Source organism: Streptomyces chrestomyceticus JCM 4735, assembly GCF_003865135.1.
In the GTDB taxonomy this organism is placed as follows: Bacteria; Actinomycetota; Actinomycetes; order Streptomycetales; family Streptomycetaceae; genus Streptomyces; species Streptomyces chrestomyceticus.
The window spans coordinates 5,842,675-5,861,232 of the sequence record NZ_BHZC01000001.1 but is presented as its reverse complement, the minus strand read 5'-3'; the positions used below and the strand labels follow the sequence as shown (position 1 = coordinate 5,861,232).

Here is an 18,558-nt window from a genome sequence, read left to right as displayed (position 1 = left end):
GAGGGTGTTGTGACAAAGCCATTACACGCCCCGAACCCGCTCCGGCCTACGGGCACCCCCTCCGCCGCCCTTACCATTTCCCCTTGGCCCCCTGTCCGTCTCCAGGAACGCGAGATCCATGACCGTCTCTACCGACGACGTACTGCTTGTCCACGGCGGCACCCCGCTGGAGGGCGAGATCCGGGTTCGCGGCGCGAAGAACCTCGTGCCCAAGGCCATGGTCGCCGCGCTGCTCGGCAGCGGCCCGAGCAGACTGCGCAATGTGCCCGACATCCGCGACGTACGCGTCGTACGCGGCCTGCTGCAACTGCACGGCGTCACGGTGCGCCCCGGTGACGAGGCGGGCGAGCTCATCCTCGACCCGTCGCACGTGGAGAGCGCCAATGTCGCCGACATCGACGCGCACGCCGGCTCCTCGCGCATTCCGATCCTCTTCTGCGGCCCGCTGCTGCACCGCCTCGGCCACGCCTTCATCCCGGGCCTGGGCGGCTGCGACATCGGCGGCCGCCCGGTCGACTTCCACTTCGACGTGCTGCGCCAGTTCGGCGCGACCATCGAGAAGCGGGCGGACGGCCAGTACCTGGAGGCCCCGCAGCGGCTGCGGGGCTGCAAGATCCGCCTGCCGTACCCGTCCGTCGGCTCGACCGAGCAGGTGCTGCTGACCGCCGTCCTGGCGGAAGGCGTCACCGAGCTGTCGAACGCGGCCGTGGAACCGGAGATCGAAGACCTCATCTGCGTCCTGCAGAAGATGGGCGCGATCATCTCCATGGACACCGACCGGACCATCCGGATCACCGGTGTCGACAAGCTGGGCGGCTACAACCACCGCGCGCTCCCGGACCGCCTGGAGGCGGCCTCCTGGGCGTCCGCGGCGCTGGCCACCGAGGGCAACATCTACGTGCGCGGCGCGCAGCAGCGCTCGATGATGACCTTCCTGAACACCTACCGCAAGGTCGGCGGCGCCTTCGAGATCGACGACGAGGGCATCCGCTTCTGGCACCCGGGCGGCTCGCTGGACGCGATCGCCCTGGAGACCGACGTACACCCCGGTTTCCAGACCGACTGGCAGCAGCCGCTGGTCGTCGCCCTGACGCAGGCGTCCGGTCTGTCCATCGTCCACGAGACGGTGTACGAGTCCCGGCTCGGCTTCACGTCGGCGCTCAACCAGATGGGCGCGCACATCCAGCTCTACCGCGAGTGCCTGGGCGGCAGCGCCTGCCGCTTCGGGCAGCGCAACTTCCTGCACTCGGCGGTGGTGTCCGGGCCGACCAAGCTGCAGGGCGCCGACCTGGTCATCCCGGACCTGCGCGGCGGCTTCTCGTATCTGATTGCCGCCCTCGCGGCGCAGGGCACCTCGCGGGTGCACGGCATCGACCTGATCAACCGGGGCTACGAGAACTTCATGGAGAAGCTCGTGAGTCTGGGGGCGCACGTGGAGCTGCCGAACGGGGCTCTCAGCGCCTGATCGGCGGAGCGATTCAGAGGCGGTCATCCGGGAGGGTGGCCGCCTCTTCTGTTGCGCTCGGGCGTCACGTCGGGCCGGATGTTGTTTGCTGGCGCGAATGGTTGAATTCGGGCCTTTGGGTCGGGTGGCGCTCGCGGGCCGGGCCTTCGGGGATTGCGGTTGCGACGGGCACGCGAGGGGTGATGTGACGGGGGGCAGGGCGACGGGTGGGGACGAAGGGTGGGAGCGAGGGGTGGGGGCGGGATGGGTACGGAGACGGGGCCCGCGCCTTCGCCGGTGACGGTCGTCCGCGTGCTGCCCGAGGGGCCTCCGTACGACGCCCGAGTGCCGCCCGTACGACGTTCGCGACCGCCCGCGCCCCCTGAGCCGCCTCTACGCCCCTGTAGAGCAACGGGAGACATCAGGAGGCACAAGGGTCCCACCGGCCCCATCCGCGGGCCTTCTGGGCGCCTCCGTGGCCGCTGAACGCCGTACTCCGGATGCCGGGCGCCGGGTGCCGGATGTCGCGTACGCAAAAGAGCGGCCGTCCCCCGAAGGGGACGGCCGCTCTCACGCCTTTGTCACCAGGGGGCCGGTCGGGCCCCCGGCGGCTTACTTGCCCTTGGCGGCTTCCTTGAGCTTGGAGCCCGCGGAGACCTTCACGCTGTAGCCGGCCGGGATCTGGATCGGGTCGCCGGTCTGCGGGTTGCGCGCGGTGCGAGCGGCACGGTGGGTGCGCTCGAAGGTCAGGAAGCCGGGGATGGTGACCTTCTCGTCGCCCTTGGCGACGACCTCGCCGACGGTCTCGGCGAGCGCGGCCAGAACGGCGTCGGCGTCCTTGCGGGTCACCTCGGCACGGTCGGCCAGAGCGGCCACCAGCTCACTGCGGTTCATGTTTGTACTCCCGTGTTCTTCTTGCCAATGAGGCGTGAGATCGAAGCCGATGCTGCCAGGGCCCTTGGACGGTGCCCGGACCCGGGTCTGCTGACAGACCCTCGCGCCCGGATACGCATCCTGCCCCCACCTGCGGCGGTAAAGCCAATCCGGCACCCAGGAGGGTCACACGAAAAGCGCCACTGCCTCAGAGTGGTGACGTCCCGCACCGTGCCCCACCGGGCCGGCCCCGCAGGGCGGCGGCCGTCTGCTGCCCGCCACCCTATGGGGGCGCCGAGGGCCCGGTGTCACGCGACGCGCCGGGCGGTCAGGCCGTCGTGGCGGCCGTCACAGCCTCTCCCGCGGCCTTCGCGGCTTCCTTCACCGCGTCGGCCACCGCGCCCGCGACCTTGTCGTTGAAGACGCTCGGGATGATGTAGTTCGCGTTGCGCTCGTCGTCCAGGACGACATCGGCCAGCGCGCCGGCCGCGGCCAGCATCATGTCCGTGTTCACCGTACGGGACTGCGCGTCCAGCAGGCCGCGGAAGACGCCCGGGAAGACCAGCACGTTGTTGATCTGGTTGGGGAAGTCGGACCGGCCGGTGGCCACGACGGAGGCGGTCTGCCGCGCGATCGCGGGGTCCACCTCGGGGTCGGGGTTGGCGAGTGCGAACACGATCGCGCCCTGCGCCATCTTGGCGACGTCGTCGCCGTCCAGGACGTTGGGGGCGGAGACGCCGATGAAGACGTCGGCGTTGACGACGGCCTCCTTGAGGGTGCCGGTCTCGCCCTCCGGGTTGGTGTTGTCGGCGATCCAGCGCAGCGGCGAGTCGGGGTCGGCGTCGACCAGGTCCTTGCGGCCGGCGTGCACCACGCCGTTGATGTCGGCGACGACGGCGTGCTGGACGCCGGCCGCCATCAGCAGCTTGAGGATGGCCGTACCGGCGGCGCCGGCGCCGGACATCACCACGCGGACGTCCTCGAACTTCTTGTCCACCACGCGCAGCGCGTTGGTCAGCGCGGCGAGCACCACGATGGCGGTGCCGTGCTGGTCGTCGTGGAAGACCGGGATGTCCAGGGCCTCGCGCAGCCGGGCCTCGATCTCGAAGCAGCGGGGCGCGGAGATGTCCTCCAGGTTGATGCCCGCGAAGCCGGGGGCGATCGCCTTGACGATCTCCACGATCGCGTCGGTGTCCTGGGTGTCCAGGCACAGCGGCCAGGCGTCGATGCCGGCGAAGCGCTTGAAGAGGGCCGCCTTGCCCTCCATGACGGGCAGCGCGGCCTTGGGGCCGATGTTGCCCAGGCCCAGCACGGCGGAGCCGTCGGTGACGACCGCGACGCTGTTGCGCTTGATGGTCAGGCGGCGGGCGTCCTCGGGGTTGTTGGCGATGGCCTGGCAGACCCGGGCGACGCCGGGGGTGTAGACCATCGACAGGTCGTCACGGCTGCGGATGGGGTGCTTCGACTGCATCTCGATCTTGCCGCCGAGGTGCATCAGGAACGTACGGTCGGAGACCTTGCCGAGCGAGACGCCCTCGATGCCGCGGAGCTTCTCGACGATCTCGTCCGCGTGGGCGGTGGAGGTCGCGGCGATGGTGACGTCGATGCGGAGCTTTTCGTGGCCGGAGGCGGTCACATCGAGGCCGGTGACGGAGCCGCCGGAGGACTCCACGGCCGTGGTGAGCTGGCTGACCGCCGTACCGCTCGCGGGAACCTCCAGTCGCACCGTCATCGAATACGAGACGCTAGGCGCCGTTGCCATGGCCGACTTCCTCTGCTTTCCCTTGTTTCTCTCTGCGCGCCGCTCCGGGGTCCTCAGGAGGGGCCGGGCCGGAGTGCGAAGACCGATCGTCCCACCTACCAGCCGGTACACGGTAACCAGCCTCTTATTCCGGAAAGACTTTTCCACCATACGAGAGGGTGCGGTCGAACGGAAGACCTGGCCGGCAACCGTGGATGAACAGTGCGCGAACGCCGACGGGCGCCTCCCGGATTGCTCCGGAAGGCGCCCGTCGTGTGGTTCAGTGACACCGACCCGCCATGCTCGCCTCGCGGCAAGTGGTCGCTCGTAGCGACTATGGTTGGGCCCGGGGGCTTGGATCGGGCCGGTGCCACCACCAAGGCTAACAAACCATCCCTGGAAGCGAATCCCGTCCCGCCACCTTCTTTCGCGGCGGCGCACCGCCGTTCGGCGGACCCCCGGAGACGCCCCGGCGGCCCCGGGCGCCCCGGCAGCCCCCGGGCCGTCCCCGGCGCTCAGTCCCTGAGCAGGTCCGGGACCCCGTCCTCGTCCGGCTCGTCACGCGCCCCGGACAGCACCGTCAACTGCTGGGTGGCCCGGGTCAGCGCCACGTACAGCACCCGCAGCCCGGCCGGCGACTCGTCCGCGATCTCGGCGGGCGAGACCACCAGCGTCGCGTCGTACTCCAGACCCTTGGCCTCCAGCGAGCCCAGCGCCACCACCCGGTCGCCCAGCTCCGCCAGCCAGCGGCGGGCCTCGGCGCGCCGGTCCATCGCGACGACGACGCCGACGGTGCCGTCCACCTCGTCCAGCAGCCGCCTGGCCGCCTCCCGTACGGACCCGGCCAGGTCCTTCTCGTCGGCGACGGCGAAGCGCGGCGTCAGGCCCGTGGAGCGGACCGCCTCCGGCGCCTCCATGCCCGGCATGGCCAGCGCCAGCACCCGCGCCGCCAGCTCCGCGATCTCCGCCGGGTTGCGGTAGTTGACGGTGAGGGTGAAGCGGCGGCGCGGACGGGTGCCCAGCGCCTCGTCGCGGGCGACGGCCGCCTCGTCCGGGTCGGACCAGGACGACTGCGCCGGGTCGCCGACCACCGTCCACGTCGCGTGCCGGCCGCGGCGGCCGACCATCCGCCACTGCATGGGCGTCAGGTCCTGCGCCTCGTCGACGATGACGTGGGCGTAGTCCGTACGCTCCTCCTCCAGCCGCTCGCGGCGGCTGCGCCCGCCGCCGGACATCCGGTCGGCGTACGTGCTCAGCTCCTCCAGGCCGGTGAGCTGGTCCAGCGGGTCGGCGTCGCGGGGTCTGGCGGGCCGGGGCGGCGCGCCGAGGATGAGCTGGAGCTCGTCCAGGAGGGCCACGTCGTGGACGGACAGCGGGCCCTGCCCCTGGTCGTCCAGACGGCTCAGCGAGCGGGCCAGCCTGCGTACCTCGCGCTGGTTGAGCACCCGGCGCGCCCAGCGGCCGAGGCGGCGCTCGTCGGCCATGGCGGCCAGCACGCCGCGCGGGGTCAGTTCCGGCCACCAGGCGTCGAGGAAGTCCTGGAAGTCCTGCTCGGTGGTGATGTCCTCGTCGAACGCCTGGCGGGCCTCGGCGGCCAGTTCGGGGTCGGTGTAGCGCTTGGCCGCGCCGGACCGGGACCAGAGGGCGTCCAGGATCAGGCGGCGGGCGCGCGGGCGCAGCAGGTTGACGGGCGCAGTGCCGCCGAGGGCGTTGTGCCGGATGCGGTGCAGGTCGCGTGCGTCCAGTTCGACGCGGGCGCCGAAGACGACGACGCGCAGCCGGTCCGGCGGCCCTGCGGGGGCCCCTGCGGACCGGTCGTCCTCCTCGCCGAAGGCGAGCTGGCCGTCGGGGGGCGTGGCGGCGGCCCCCGCGGCCGTCGTCCCGGTCATTTCCAGGGCCCCGCGCGCCGCCTTGCGCAGCAGTTTCTGCATCCGGCTGGATCCCTTGATGCGGGCCACGGCCGGGGAGTCGTACGCGGTGGCCTCGGCGCCGTCCACCAAGGAGCCCAGTGCGCGGATGGCGACCTGGCCCTCCTCGCCGAGGGACGGCAGGACGCCCTCGGTGTACGCGACGAGCAGCGGCGTCGGGGAGACGATGAGGATGCCGCCCGCGTAGCGGCGGCGGTCCTGGTAGAGGAGGTAGGCGGCGCGGTGCAGCGCCACCGCGGTCTTGCCGGTGCCGGGGCCGCCCTCGACCTCCGTGACGGAGGCGGCGGGGGCCCGGATGACCATGTCCTGCTCGGCCTGGATGGAGGCGACGATGTCGCGCATGGTGTGGCTGCGGGCCCGGCCCAGGGCGGCCATCAGCGCGCCGTCGCCGACCGCGGGCAGCTCCTCGCCGTCCAGCGTCGCGGTGATCTCCGGGCGCATCAGGTCGTCCTCGACGCCCAGGACGCGGCGGCCCTTGGAGCGGATGACCCGGCGGCGTACGACGCGGCCGGGGGCGACCGGGGTGGCCCGGTAGAAGGGGGCGGCGGCGGGTGCGCGCCAGTCGATGACCAGCGGGCTGTAGTCGGCGTCCAGCACGCCGAGGCGGCCGATGTGCAGGGTCTCGGCGATCTCGGCGCGGCCGTCGGCGATCGCGCCGTCGGCGGGTTCGACGGAGGTGTACGCGCCGTCCGGGCCCTTCTTGCCGTCCTTGCCCAGGAGCAGGTCGATCCGGCCGAAGAGGAAGTCCTCGTACTCGGAGTTGAGCCGGTTCAGGTGGGCGCCGGCCTGGAAGACCTGGGCGTCCCGCTCGGCGAGGGCGCCGGGCGTGCCGACCTGGCCGCGTTTGGCGGCGTCGTCCACGAGGAACTCGGCCTCGTGGATCTTCTCCTCCAGACGCTGGTAGACACGGTCGAGATGCTCCTGTTCCGAAGCGATCTCGCGCTCGCGTGTGCTGTCCGGCTGTGCGTCGTGGACGGAGTCCGGCGCGTGCGTGGCATTCTGCGCGGCCACCCAGGCCCCCTTCTTCTGTGCGTAGGGCAGCCGTCAACCGTACGCGAACCGGGCACCGGGCGCACCTGACCCAAGGGACGAAATCACCACCGGGCGGGAGCAAACCGGGCACCGTGGACGGGCGGGTGGGGCGGAATCAGCGGTTCCGATTAATCGGGGAGGGGGACGGGCGGCCGGTCACGGCTCGCGCTCAGGGCCGGGCGGCCGGTCACACCCCGATCCGGAGGATCGGCCGGGCGCCGGGCCCGGGGGCCGGGCCCGCCGGTCACACCTTGATCTCGGCCAGCCGCCTGCCGTCGAGCGTGCGGACCTCGAAATGGTCGATGTAGGAACGGTTCATCGCCGAGCCGCCGTGGGTGTAGAGCGGCTCCTTGTTCCACTTGGCGGCGCCGTCCTTGAGGCCGTAGCCGCCCGGGGGCACCGCCCAGGTCGTCACGGTCTGCTCCGCGCCGCTCTTGCCGACCGCGACCAGGTCGCAGGTGAGCGGACCCCGGACGTTGCCCAGCTTGAGGGCGACGTGGGTGCCCCAGGGCCTGCGCTCCATGGAGACGCTGGCGGCGACCTTGGTCACCGGGTCGACCGTGCCGGCCTTCTCGCCGTGCTCGTACATCGCGCGGGCGTAGCTCGTCAGGTGCTCCGGGGACTCGGCGTCGTCCCCCGCCGTCAGCGCGTACGTGGCCAGCGGGCCGCCGACGACCAGTACGGCAGCGGCGGCGACCAGGTACAGGCGGCGGCGCCGGCGGGTGCGGCGCACCGCGCCGACCTCCTCCAGCAGCCCCGCCAGGAGGCCCGGCCCGGGGGCCGGGGTGACCGCCTCCGGGTCGGGCGCCGATTCCCTGGCGTCGGCGAGCAGCGGCGGCAGGCCCAGCAGGCCGTCCAGTTCGGCGGCGCACCGGTCGCAGTCGGTCAGGTGCTCCTCGAAGCGTGCCGCCTCGGCGGCGTCCAGGACGCCCAGCGCGTAGGCGCCGACGTCGGTGTGTGCTACGGGCTCAACGGGCCGCTTCACGCCGTCACTCCTCGTTCTTCCAGCGAGAGCTTCAGGGAGCGCAGGGCGTAGAAGACCCGGGACCGGACGGTCCCGGCCGGCACCCGGAGGACTTCGGCCGCCTCATTGACCGTACGCCCCTTGAAGTAGGTCTCTATCAACGCCTCCCGATGGGCCGCACTGAGGTCGCCGAGCGCTTCGGTGATCGTCATCAGGCGCAGGGCCCGGTCGATCTCGTCGGCGGCCGGCATCGATTCCAGCGGGCCGGCGTCGACCTCCTGGGGACGTGCCTGACGGCTGCGGTGGCTGTCGATGACGATGCGCCGGGCGACGGTGACCAGCCAGGGACGGACGGAACCGGTCGCGCGCTGCAACTGGCCGGCGTTGCGCCAGGCCCGCAGCAGGGTCTCCTGCACCACGTCCTCCGCCCGGTGCCGGTCCCCGGCGACCAGGCGCAGCACGAAGGCGAGCAGCGGGCCGGCGTGCTCCTCGTACAGGGCCCGCATCAGCTCCTCGTCCGGCGCCGTACTGTCTGCCACGTCGGCATCCTCGCGCACGCCAACTCCCGGGTCGATAGCGCGGATCGGACATTCGCTGCGCACGGGCATCAGTACTCGCATCCGTCGCCGGTGTCACTGTCGTCACCATCCGCACCGTCGATCACCTCGATCTGCCGTCCGCGGCCGGGCTCGCGCATGTCCGCCCCCTCGTCTCGCATTCCGGGCCGATCGGGGCCCGGGTAAAGGCCCCTTCAGTCAGCAGTACGGGGGCCGGAGCGCCGGGACTCAGTCCCCGCCGGGTGAATTCCCGTGCGGGTGAGGGGGTTAGGGGGTGCGGGCGGGCGATTGGCGAAGGGCGCGTATGCATTCCCCGGTTCACGGGGCGGCTTTCCGCCGGGAGCATCGGGGAGCGGTCCCGAGGGGCGCCGTCCGCATTTCCGGCCGGCGCGTCCGGGATGCCCTGCGGGACAGCGCTGAATGGTTTCTCTTTCAATCTCCGTACGGCGCAATTCCCGCGCACCCGGGGGCGCGTCCTCACCGGGCCGCTTACGTGTTCGTCGGCACCGTCCGTACGGCAGGGAGCGGAACCTGAGCGGTCACGGCGGGCGGCCGGCCCGCGCGGCCCTCCGCCCGCCGGCGGTGGCGGGCCACCCGTTCCCGGTTTCCGCACACCTCGCTGGAGCACCACCGGCGCCGCCGCCCGCGCGAGGTGTCCAGGTACACCAGCGCGCAGCTCTCGCCCTCGCACTGCCGTAACTGGCCGCGGGCGACCGCGTCGGTCAGCATCCCTATGGCGTCCCGCGCCACCGCCGCCAGCAGTCCGGCGCAGTCGGGGGGTACGGCGAGCGCCCGGACGAGGGCGCCGTCGTCGGCGCGTACGGCGCGGGCGGGCGGGACCGGCGCGGCGGCGGCCGCCGCGTTGAGCAGGCGCAGGTCACCGTCGGCGGCCCGGCCGCGCAGTTCGTCGTGGACGACGCGGCGCAGCAGTTCGCGCAGCATCCGGAAGCGTACGACCCAGCCGCGGTCCACGGCGCCGAGCTGGGCGCTGCCGGGGACGACGCCCGCGCCCACCAGCCAGGCCGCCAGTTGTTCGGGGCCGGCCAGCCGTTCGGCGGACCGGCCGGTCGTGGCCATCAGGTCCAGGCAGATCCGCCCGCAGTCGAACCGCAGGTCAAAAGGCGCCGCCATGTGCCCGTCACTCCTTGGGAGACAACCTCTGCCCTATCAGAGTGCCCGGCGCGGCCCCCGGCCGGAACCCTCGGCACCGCCGCGTACCGGGCCCCGCCCTTTGTATACATCACGTGTATGCATCGCGTGTATACGCCTGTTGTATAGTCCGGGGCATGTCGGCCAAGACCCTGCTCAAGAACCGTTCCAGCCTGACGCACAAGGTCCGTTACGCGGTCAGCAATCCGGCGCGCATCGCGCCCTACCTCAAGCGCACCGCCCGGGACTCGTGGCTGCGCCTCAAACACCCCGACCACGTCGCGTACTACCGCGCCGTGATGGCCTCCGACGCCGGCCGCAACCCGGAGGCCGCGGTCGGCAGCCGCAGCCACGAACGCTGGCTGGCCCTGGGCGAGATGCAGTTCAGCTATCTGATGGAGCACGGGCTCCGTCCCGACATGCGGATGCTGGACATCGGCTGCGGCAACCTGCGGGCCGGCTGGCGCTTCATCGCCCACCTCGACACCGGCAACTACTACGGCATCGACATCTCGCCGGACATCCTGATATCCGCCAAGAAGACGCTGGCCACCTACGAACTGCAGGACAAGCTCCCGCACCTGACGATCACGCAGGACCTGACCTTCGACTTCCTGCCGGACCGGCACTTCGACGTGGTGCACGCGCACAGCGTGTTCTCGCACTCGCCGCTGTCCGTGATCGACGAGTGCTTCCGGCACGTCGGCCGCGTCCTGGCGCCCGGCGGGTTCTTCGACTTCACCTTCGACCGCACCGAGGGCACCGAGCACCAGGTACTGCGCGAGGACTTCTACTACCGCACCGGGACGCTGCTGGCGCTGGCCCGCAAGCACGGGCTGGAGGCCCGGTTCATGGAGGACTGGGAGACCCGCCCGCACGGTCAGTCCAAGATCCGGGTGACGAACCCCGCGTAGCCGCCGCGGTTCGCGCGGCCCCGGACACAGCCGTACGGCGCGGTACGTCACCCGTCGCCGTACTTGGCCCCCAGCCGCGGGTCGAGCGCCAGCCGGTACCCCCGCTTGACCACCGTCTGGATCAGCTTGGGCGCGCCGAGCGCCCCCCGCAGCCGGGCCATCGCCGTCTCCACCGCGTGCTCGTCGCGCCCCGCACCCGGCAGGGCGCGCAGCAGGTCGGCGCGGGAGACGACCCAGCCGGGGCGGCGGGCCAGCGCGCGCAGCAGCGCCATCCCCGCCGGGGGTACGGGCCGCAGCGCGCCGTCCACCAGGACGGCCTGTCCGCGGATCTCCACCCGCCGTCCGGCGACCGTCAACGGGCGGACGCGGCCCGGCAGTTCGCGGCACAGGAGCTGGACGAGCGGGCCGAGCCGGAACCGTTCGGGCTGGTACGTGGTCACCTCGTGCGCTTCGAGGGGCAGCGCGGTGACCGGTCCGACGCAGGCGGGCAGCACGTCGCGGCGCAGCGCGTCCAGCAGGCCGTCCCGCAGGCCGCGTTCCTCGGCGCGGCGCAGCAGCGAGGCGGCGGCGGGCGCGCTGGTGAACGTGATCGCGTCCAGTGCGCGGCCGACCGCCGCGTCCAGCAGCCGGTCGACGGGGCCGATGTCGGCGGGCGGCATCCAGCGGTAGACCGGCACGCCGACCACCTCGGCGCCGCCCGCCCGCAGCGACTCCACGAAACCGGGCAGCGGTTCGCCGTGCAACTGGAGGGCGATCCGGCGCCCGCGCACGCCCTCCTCCAGCAGCCGGTCCAGCACCTCCGCCAGCGACTCCGACTGCGGCGACCAGGTCTCCGTCAGCCCGGCCGCGCGGATCGCGCCCTTGACCTTCGGGCCGCGGGCCAGCAGCTCGACGGCGCCGAGCCGGGCGAGCAGCGCCTCGCCGAGCCCCCAGCCCTCGGCTGCCTCGATCCAGCCCCGGAAGCCGATCGCGGTGGTCGCGATCACCACGTCCGGGGCCCGGTCGATCAGGTCCTGGGTGGCGGCGAGCAGTTCGGTGTCGTCCGGCAGCGGCACAATGCGCAGCGCGGGGGCGTGCAGGACCTGGGCGCCGCGCCGTTCGAGCAGGGCGCCCAGCTCCTCAGCGCGGCGGGCGGCGGTCACTCCGACGGTGAAGCCGTCCAGGGGGCGTACGTCCGGGGTGACCGGGGCCGCGTCCGGCGCGGCGTCCAGCGGGGCCTCTGCGCCGTCCCGCGCCGGATCGCCGGGCCGCCCCGCGCCGTCCGGTGCCCCGTCCTGTGCGCCGTCGTCGTGACGCTCGTCGTGCTCGCCCTCGTGCATCGTCCGTCCCTGGCTCGTCCTGGCTCCGGTGCCGCCGGGCACCGGTGGCGGTCCGAGCCTGCCAACCGCCGGTGACAGGCTCGCTCCCGCAGTATTTCCCAGCCGTTACGGACCACGGCGGCCGCCCGGCGCGGCGCGCGTCACACCTCCGCGAGCGCGGGCTCCGCCGCCTCCCGCTCCCGTACGGCCACGGTGGCCGCCGTACGCCTCAGGTATACGGCCCAGGTCACCGCGGAGCACAGCGCGTAACAGCCGAGGAAGGCCACGAACGCCGGGGTTCCGGAGCCCCCGGCCCGGAACGCCTGGCGGAAGGCGAGGTTGACGCCGAGTCCACCGAGCGCGCCGACGGCGCCGATCAGTCCCATCGCCGCGCCGGCCAGCCGCCGCCCGTGGGCCGCGGCCGCCTCGCCGGTCAGACCCTTCGCCAGCGCCTTGGCCTGGAAGATGCCGGGGATCATCTTGTACGTGGAGCCGTTGCCGAGGCCGCTGAGCACGAACAGGGCGACGAACCCGGCGAGGAAGACGCCCAGCGAGTGCCGCGCCGACGCCGCGATCACCACGCCCGTGGCCAGGGCCATCGCCGCGAAGGTGGCCAGGGTGATGCGGGCCCCGCCGTACCGGTCCGCCAGCCGGCCGCCCACCGGCCGCACCAGCGAGCCGAGCAGCGGCCCGAGGAAGGTCAGCGACGCCGCCTGGAGGGGCGTGCGCGCGAACTGGGTCTGCAGGACCAGGCCGAAGGCGAAGCCGTAGCCGATGAACGAGCCGAAGGTGCCGACGTAGAGGAGCGAGACGATCCAGGTGTGCGGGTCGCGGGCGGCGTCCCTGGCCGCTCCGGTGTCGTTGCGCACGGGGCGCAGGTTGTCCATGAACAGAGCCGCCAGTACGGCGGCGATCACGATCAGCGGCAGGTAGACCGCGAGCACCAGCCGGGGGTGCGCCGCGCCGGCCGTCGCGATCACGAGCAGCCCCAGCAACTGGACGACGGGCACGCCGATGTTGCCGCCGCCCGCGTTGAGGCCGAGCGCCCAGCCCTTCTTGCGCAGCGGGTAGAAGGAGTTGATGTTCGTCATGGACGAGGCGAAGTTGCCGCCGCCGACCCCCGCCAGCGCCGCGACCAGGAGAAAGACGGTGTACGAGGTGCCCGGCCGCACCGCGCACGCCGCGGCGGCGGTGGGAACCAGCAGCAACGCCGCACTGAACACCGTCCAGTTGCGGCCGCCGAACCGCGCCACCGCGAAGGTGTACGGCACCCGCAGCACCGCCCCCACCAGCGTCGGCACCGCCACCAGGAAGAACTTTCCGGCCGCGTCGATCCCGTACTCGGGGCCCATGAAGAGCACCAGCACCGACCACAGGCTCCAGACGGAGAACCCGATGTGCTCGCAGAGGATGGAGAGCGCGAGGTTGCGCCGGGCGATCCGGCGCCCGTGGCCGCGCCAGAAGGTCTCGTCCTCCGGGTCCCAGTGCTCGATCCAGTGGCCGGGGCCCCGGGTGGGGGCGGGGGCGCGGGCCGCTGCGTCTCCGCCCGTGGCTGTTCCTGTCGTTGCCGTCGTTGCTTCCGTCGCCGTCGTTTCCGTCGTTGCTGCCGTGCCCGTTTCCGCCGTCGCGTCGGTGCCCGTCATCGCGCCTCCCAGCTACCGGTTGCCGCCGTACCGCGACGCTAGGGAGGCCGCGTTTCCCCCCTGTGGCGGCGCGTGACCGCCGCGAAACCTTGCGCTCACCGCGTCCGGGAGCGCGCGGTGAGCGGAGAACGCGCTGGTGGCGCACAACCGCCGGAGGTTACGCCAATGCACCCCGTGCGCCCCCGACATCACTCGTTAGGGGCAATGGCAGGGGCCGCCGACGCTGGCAACATCTCCCTTGGACGCGCTGCGTAATCGCGTGAGCACTGCCTGTGTTCAAGAGCGGCGCAGTACCTCTGAGGGAAGGGGAAACATCCGATGCCCGAGATCCATGAACAGACCGAGACGGTGGAGTACGAAGCGCCGGAGCTGGCCGAGGCCGGTGAGTTCGCCGAGCTGACGCTCGGGTTCCACGGCCACCACTGGGACGCCTTCGGAGGCCGCGGCCACGGCTGGTGGTGACCCTGTGGCCGATCGGGTCCCACCGGTCTCCGCCACGCCCCGGTGGGGCGCCGGGTCCCCGGCCTGACGGGACGTCGCCCGCACGCCCCCAGTCCGGCGGTCCCTGCCCGGACGCGCACCGCCCGTCCCGGCAGGGGCCGCCCCCACCCGGGGCCGTACCGGCCGGACCCGTACCGCCCGCCCTCCGCCGTCACCTGTCAGCACCTGCCCGCACCCGTCCGGAACCGACCGTGCCGTACACCCGCACCGCACGCCAGGGGTGGTAAGTCATCGTGGATTTCGTCGTCTTCCCCGACCATCCCGCGACCGGTCCGCTGTGTCTGAACCTGCGCCGCGACCCCGCCGTGCGCACGGTGCGCCACCCCTCCGGACGCCCCTGGATCATGGGGCACTGGACCGATGACGAAGCTGTCGTGGCCAGTTCGGGTCCTGACCGACTGCTGCTGCTCGGCACGACCTCGGCGGACGCCGGGACCCTGGGCCGGATGCTGCGCCGGCTGCGCCGCCTGGACGACCTCGACACCCGGGTCCGCGAACTGCCCGGCAGCTTCTTCCTGCTGGCCTCGATGGGCTCCCGTACCCGGTGCCAGGGCAGCCTGTCGACGGTCCGGCAGCTCCACCACGCGACCGTCAACGGCGTCACGGTCGCCGGCAGCCGTCCGCAGGACCTGGCGGCGCTGGCCCGGGAGGCGGCCGCCGTCGGACTGCCCACCGGCGCGCCCGGCCTCGGTACGGTCGACGACGAGAGCCTGGCGCTGCGGCTGCTCGCCCCGTTCGCCCCCTTCCCGCTCGCCCAGCGCCCGGCCTGGCGGGGGTGCACGCCGTACCGCCGGGCCACTGCCTGACGCTCGGCGCCGACGGGCGGCACGGCACGGCGCGCTGGTGGCAGGCCCCGCAGCCCGATCTGTGGCTGGAGGACGCCGCCGAGTCCGTACGGGACGCGCTGACCGAGGCGGTACGGGTGCGCACCCGCCGCCCGGCGCTCAGCGCCGACCTCTCCGGCGGCATGGACTCCACCAGCCTGTGCTTCCTCGCCGCCCGTGAGGACACCCGGCTGATCACCACGGCCTGGGTGTGCCGGGACGAGGCCAACGACGACACCGTGTGGAGCGGCCACGGCGCGGCCCTGCTCCGCGCCGCCGAGCACCTTCCCCTCCCCTACGCCGACGCGCCCACCTGGTACACACCCCCGCCGCCCGCGCACACCGACCCGGCGGGCCCGCTCGCCGTGATCCGGGAGAGCGCCCGGCTCAGCCACCTGGCGCGCCTCGTCGCCGCCCGCGGCTCCCGTACGCATCTGGTCGGCGTCGGCGGTGACGAACTGTTCTCCCCGCGCCCGGTGGCGCTGAACTCCCTGGCCCGTACGGACTTCCGGTCCGCCGCCCGGCGCGCGTGCACGGCCCGCCGCCTCGGCCGCTGGACGCTGGTGGACACCCTGCGCACCCTGTTCGGCGGCGTCCCGTACCCGCAGTGGCTGGAGTCCTGCGCCGACCGGATCGTGCCCGGTGTGCGGTCCGGGGACAGCGGCGCCGACTGGGAGGTCGTACCGGCCATGCCGCCGTGGGCGCATCCGGACGCGGTGTCCACCGTGCGCCGTCTGGTGCGCGACGCCGCCGCCGGGGCGCCCGAGCCCTTCGCGCCGCTGCGCTGCCAGCACGAGACGCTGCGGGCCGCCGCCCGCGCCGGGGAGATCGTGCGCGGCGCGGCCGCCCTGACCGCGCGGCACGGCGTCACCTTCGAGGCGCCGTTCCTCGACGACACCGTCATCGAGGCCGCGCTGGCCGTGCGCCTCGTGGACCAGGTCGCGGTCGGCTCGTACAAGCCGCTGCTCAGCGCGGCCATGCGCGGCATCCTGCCGGACGCGGTGCGGGCCCGGGGCACCAAGGGCGAACACAGCGCCGAGGTCTACGCGGGCCTGCGCCGCCACCGCCGAGCCCTGTCCGCCCTCTGTGACGACTCGCACCTGGCCGGGCTGGGCCTGATCCGGCCCGAGGTGCTGCGGACGGCCCTGACCTCGCTCCAGCCGCTCGCGCACACCCTGCACCCCCTCGACCCCACCCTGGCGGCCGAGTACTGGCTGCGCTCCCTCCGGGAGACGCAGGCCCCCGTCCCCACCCGCCCCACCGTTCCCGCCGCGGAAGGAGCCTGAACCCGATGTTCGCCCTCGCCCCCACGTCAGCAGCGTGCGCACCCCCGGAGGCATGGTGCTGCTCAACGCCCGTACGGGCCGCTACTGGCAGATGAACAACACCGGCGCGTTCGTCCTGGAGCACCTGCTCGCGGGCGGCACCTGCGCGTCGGCCGCCGACGAACTGCGCCACCGCCACCCCTCGGCGGCGGACCGGGTGGCCGCGGACGCCGTCGCCCTGCTGGAGTCGCTCAGGTCGGCGAAGCTGGTGACCTCGTGAGCATCCCGGTCGCCCTGGGCGTGCCCGCGCGCCTGTCCTTCGCGGAACGCTGCGCGGCCCGCTGCTGCGTCGCCGCGGCCCGCCTCCTGACGCACTGCTCCCCCCGCACGCTGTGCCGCGCGCTGGAGGCCGTACGGCGCGGCGCCCGCCCCGCCACCGCACCGGAAGCCGCGCGTGCCCGGCACGCCGTCGTCACGGTCAGCCTGCGCTGTGCGGGCAACGGCTGTCTGCAACGCTCCGTGGCGACCGCCCTGTTGTGCCGTCTGCGCGGCCACTGGCCCCAGTGGTGCACGGGCGTCCGTACGGAACCGTTCCGCGCCCACGCGTGGGTGGCGGTGGACGGCCGTCCCGTGGGCGAGCCCGACGACACCCGGCTCTACCAGCCGTTGCTGACCGTCCCCCGGTAGATCCGCCCCCGGATGCCGCGGGCCGGTCAGCCGGCGGCCCGCGGCGGTGCCATCCGGATCACGTCGCCGCAGACGTCCATCCCGGTCTCCCGGCCCTTCTCGTCCTGTATCGGCGCCATCGCGTCGTTGCCGGTGTCGCGGGGTGCCGCCGCCACGGCGTGGCCGTTGGTGAAGCAGTCGTCGCGAGCCGGCCGCGCGCCCGCGGGGTCCCGGTACCGGAAATCGATCACGACGCTTCCACCGCTGGCCAGACCCACCGGCCGCGTCCGGCCCTGCCCGACGCCGTTCGCGAAGGGCCCCTTGCCGAGGTACACCCGGAAGGCCGGGTAGCCGCCGAAGACGCACTTGCCGCCGGTGTTGACCGCCGAGAGCCGGCCTTCCCGGTGCGTGGCGCGCGCCTTCTTCTTCAGGACCGTGACCTTCCACTTCAGGTCCTTGGTCGTGCATTTCGCGTGCAGCGCGTCGACGCGCGGGTCGTCACAGGCGACCAGGCCGCCGCTCAGGGCGAGCACGGCCAGGGCCGCCGCGGTCAGCGGACGCTTGCGCACGGGAACCCCCTTCGATGTCCGGCTACGGTTCCTGACGCCCTTAGGGAGGGGTTCCAGCGCTTACAGGTTGCTTATACGACGAAAATTCGGCAGTCGGCGGCGATCATCGGCCGTTCGCCATCAACGCGGCGTCCTCGTCCGGCAGCCACACCGGGCCCTCCGGCCGCCGCAGCCAGCCCCGCTCGGCCGCCAGCCTCCGGCAGGCCGTCCGCAGCGCGTCCAGGCCCGCGTGGCGCAGGCCGCGCCGCCACACCAGGGACACCGGCGAGAGCGGCACGGGGTCGGTGACCGGCCGCAGCGCCATACCGGGCACATTGATGAACTCCACGCTGGCCAGCACCGACCAGCCCTGCTTGCGCACCACCCGCATGAACTCCGCCGATCCCTCGATCTCCGGGAACGGCGCCGCCATCGCGATGTCCCGCCCGGCGAAGAGGCGCGCGGCGAGGTCGGTCCACTCGGCGGTGTGCGGGTTCCCGTCCCCGGCGTAGAGGGTCTCGCCCGCCAGGTCGGCCAGGGGGACGGCGGGGCGGGCCGCCAGCGGGTGGTCCGCGTCCAGCAGGACGGCCATCGGCTCGTACCGTACGGGCTGGTGCTCCAGGCGGGCCCGGACGGCCGGGGGCAGTCCGGCAATCCGCCCGAAGGACACGTCCAGCCGCCCGGCGGCGAGTTCGGCCGCCGCGCCGGTCAGGCCGCTGTGGTAGCGCGCGACGAGTTCGCAGGCGGGGGCCAGGCGGCGGGCTTCCTCCAGGACGGCGTGCGCCGTGCCCATGGGGACGCTGACGTCGACCAGCAGCGGACGGTCGTCGGGGGCGCGGAAGGCGGCGGCCAGGTCGTCGTGGGCGGCCAGCACCCGGCGCGCGTACGGGAGCAGCCGGGTGCCGTCCTCGGTGAGGGTGACCCGGCGCGTCGTACGGTCGAAGAGGTCGGCGCCCACCTCCCGTTCCAGCCGCCGGATGTCGCGGCTCAGTGCCTGCTGGGCGACGTACAGCCGGGCGGCGGCGCGGGTGAAGTGCAGTTCGTCGGCGACGGCGGTGAAGGCGCGGAGCAGGCGCGGGTCGAGGTCTCGGGGCACGCGCACATCGTGCCACCGGCGCGCGCGGGGGCCGGACGCGCCAATGGCATTGACAACAGGGATGCGTGAATGCGCGCGCTTCTGGTGTTGGACGGGGAACGGCGCTCGCAGCGAC

At 73.3% G+C, this 18,558-nt stretch carries 16 protein-coding genes and 1 pseudogene; 7 read left to right on the top strand and 10 right to left on the bottom strand.

Going from position 1 to position 18,558, the window contains the following annotated elements; genetic code table 11:
- Window positions 1-118 precede the first annotated feature (118 nt).
- On the top strand, window positions 119-1,465 hold the full coding sequence (murA, locus tag EJG53_RS25395; protein ID WP_031007446.1) for a UDP-N-acetylglucosamine 1-carboxyvinyltransferase: 1,347 nt from the start codon (window positions 119-121) through the stop codon (window positions 1,463-1,465).
- A gap of 591 nt (window positions 1,466-2,056) precedes the next feature.
- Here the strand turns inward: murA and EJG53_RS25390 are convergent.
- The 6 genes from EJG53_RS25390 to EJG53_RS25360 form a co-directional block, all read right to left on the bottom strand.
- Entirely contained in the window at window positions 2,057-2,338 is a 282-nt protein-coding gene (locus EJG53_RS25390; protein WP_004571953.1) for an HU family DNA-binding protein, read from the bottom strand.
- A 307-nt stretch (window positions 2,339-2,645) separates the two neighbouring features.
- A complete protein-coding gene (locus EJG53_RS25380) occupies window positions 2,646-4,079 on the bottom strand; it encodes an NAD-dependent malic enzyme (protein ID WP_174856454.1) in 1,434 nt (477 codons plus the stop codon).
- A 494-nt stretch (window positions 4,080-4,573) separates the two neighbouring features.
- The gene (locus EJG53_RS25375) at window positions 4,574-6,997 is read right to left on the bottom strand and encodes a HelD family protein (RefSeq protein WP_125046685.1); all 2,424 of its coding nucleotides are present in this window, start codon (window positions 6,995-6,997) and stop codon (window positions 4,574-4,576) included.
- A 265-nt stretch (window positions 6,998-7,262) separates the two neighbouring features.
- Window positions 7,263-8,003 carry a zf-HC2 domain-containing protein gene (locus tag EJG53_RS25370; protein WP_125046684.1) on the bottom strand — a complete coding sequence of 247 codons (741 nt, stop codon included), beginning with the start codon at window positions 8,001-8,003 and terminating at the stop codon, window positions 7,263-7,265.
- Window positions 8,000-8,488, bottom strand: a complete 489-nt coding sequence (locus EJG53_RS25365) for a sigma-70 family RNA polymerase sigma factor (RefSeq protein WP_241269646.1) — start codon at window positions 8,486-8,488, stop codon at window positions 8,000-8,002. Before EJG53_RS25365 ends, EJG53_RS25370 begins: the two co-directional genes overlap by 4 nt.
- 540 nt (window positions 8,489-9,028) lie before the next feature.
- Window positions 9,029-9,670 carry a CGNR zinc finger domain-containing protein gene (locus tag EJG53_RS25360; protein WP_125046683.1) on the bottom strand — a complete coding sequence of 214 codons (642 nt, stop codon included), beginning with the start codon at window positions 9,668-9,670 and terminating at the stop codon, window positions 9,029-9,031.
- A 155-nt stretch (window positions 9,671-9,825) separates the two neighbouring features.
- On the opposite strand from EJG53_RS25360, the gene EJG53_RS25355 reads away from it, so the two are divergent.
- Window positions 9,826-10,602: a class I SAM-dependent methyltransferase gene (locus tag EJG53_RS25355; protein ID WP_125046682.1), complete on the top strand. Its 777-nt coding sequence runs from the start codon at window positions 9,826-9,828 to the stop codon at window positions 10,600-10,602.
- Between the two features lie 47 nt (window positions 10,603-10,649).
- On the opposite strand, the gene EJG53_RS25350 is transcribed toward EJG53_RS25355, so the two are convergent.
- Window positions 10,650-11,921, bottom strand: coding sequence for a uroporphyrinogen-III synthase (locus EJG53_RS25350; protein ID WP_125046681.1), 1,272 nt, complete (start codon window positions 11,919-11,921; stop codon window positions 10,650-10,652).
- A gap of 140 nt (window positions 11,922-12,061) precedes the next feature.
- On the bottom strand, window positions 12,062-13,543 hold the full coding sequence (locus EJG53_RS25345; RefSeq protein WP_125046680.1) for a nitrate/nitrite transporter: 1,482 nt from the start codon (window positions 13,541-13,543) through the stop codon (window positions 12,062-12,064).
- 318 nt (window positions 13,544-13,861) lie between these two features.
- Here EJG53_RS25345 and EJG53_RS25340 point away from each other — a divergent pair, with 318 nt between their 5' ends.
- The 5 genes and pseudogenes from EJG53_RS25340 to EJG53_RS25325 all read left to right on the top strand — a co-directional run bounded on the left by EJG53_RS25340 (window position 13,862) and on the right by EJG53_RS25325 (window position 16,820).
- Window positions 13,862-14,005 (top strand): lasso RiPP family leader peptide-containing protein, encoded by a 144-nt coding sequence (locus EJG53_RS25340; RefSeq protein ID WP_125046679.1) that lies wholly within the window; start codon window positions 13,862-13,864, stop codon window positions 14,003-14,005.
- 272 nt (window positions 14,006-14,277) lie between these two features.
- Window positions 14,278-14,850, top strand: coding sequence for a hypothetical protein (locus tag EJG53_RS42745; RefSeq protein ID WP_244955324.1), 573 nt, complete (start codon window positions 14,278-14,280; stop codon window positions 14,848-14,850).
- Entirely contained in the window at window positions 14,820-16,154 is a 1,335-nt protein-coding gene (locus tag EJG53_RS25335; protein WP_244955323.1) for an asparagine synthase-related protein, read from the top strand. The genes EJG53_RS42745 and EJG53_RS25335 overlap by 31 nt, the downstream gene beginning before the upstream one ends.
- Window positions 16,155-16,182: 28 nt before the next feature.
- Window positions 16,183-16,413 (top strand): annotated as a pseudogene (locus EJG53_RS25330) (lasso peptide biosynthesis PqqD family chaperone); the annotation flags it as partial.
- On the top strand, window positions 16,410-16,820 hold the full coding sequence (locus tag EJG53_RS25325) for a lasso peptide biosynthesis B2 protein (RefSeq protein WP_125046678.1): 411 nt from the start codon (window positions 16,410-16,412) through the stop codon (window positions 16,818-16,820). The pseudogene EJG53_RS25330 and the gene EJG53_RS25325, both read left to right, overlap by 4 nt.
- Window positions 16,821-16,846: 26 nt before the next feature.
- Here EJG53_RS25325 and EJG53_RS25320 read toward each other — a convergent pair whose 3' ends face one another.
- Window positions 16,847-17,368 carry a DUF4232 domain-containing protein gene (locus tag EJG53_RS25320; protein WP_244955321.1) on the bottom strand — a complete coding sequence of 174 codons (522 nt, stop codon included), beginning with the start codon at window positions 17,366-17,368 and terminating at the stop codon, window positions 16,847-16,849.
- A gap of 103 nt (window positions 17,369-17,471) precedes the next feature.
- A complete protein-coding gene (locus tag EJG53_RS25315) occupies window positions 17,472-18,443 on the bottom strand; it encodes a LysR family transcriptional regulator (protein ID WP_125046677.1) in 972 nt (323 codons plus the stop codon).
- Between the last annotated feature and the right edge of the window lie 115 nt (window positions 18,444-18,558).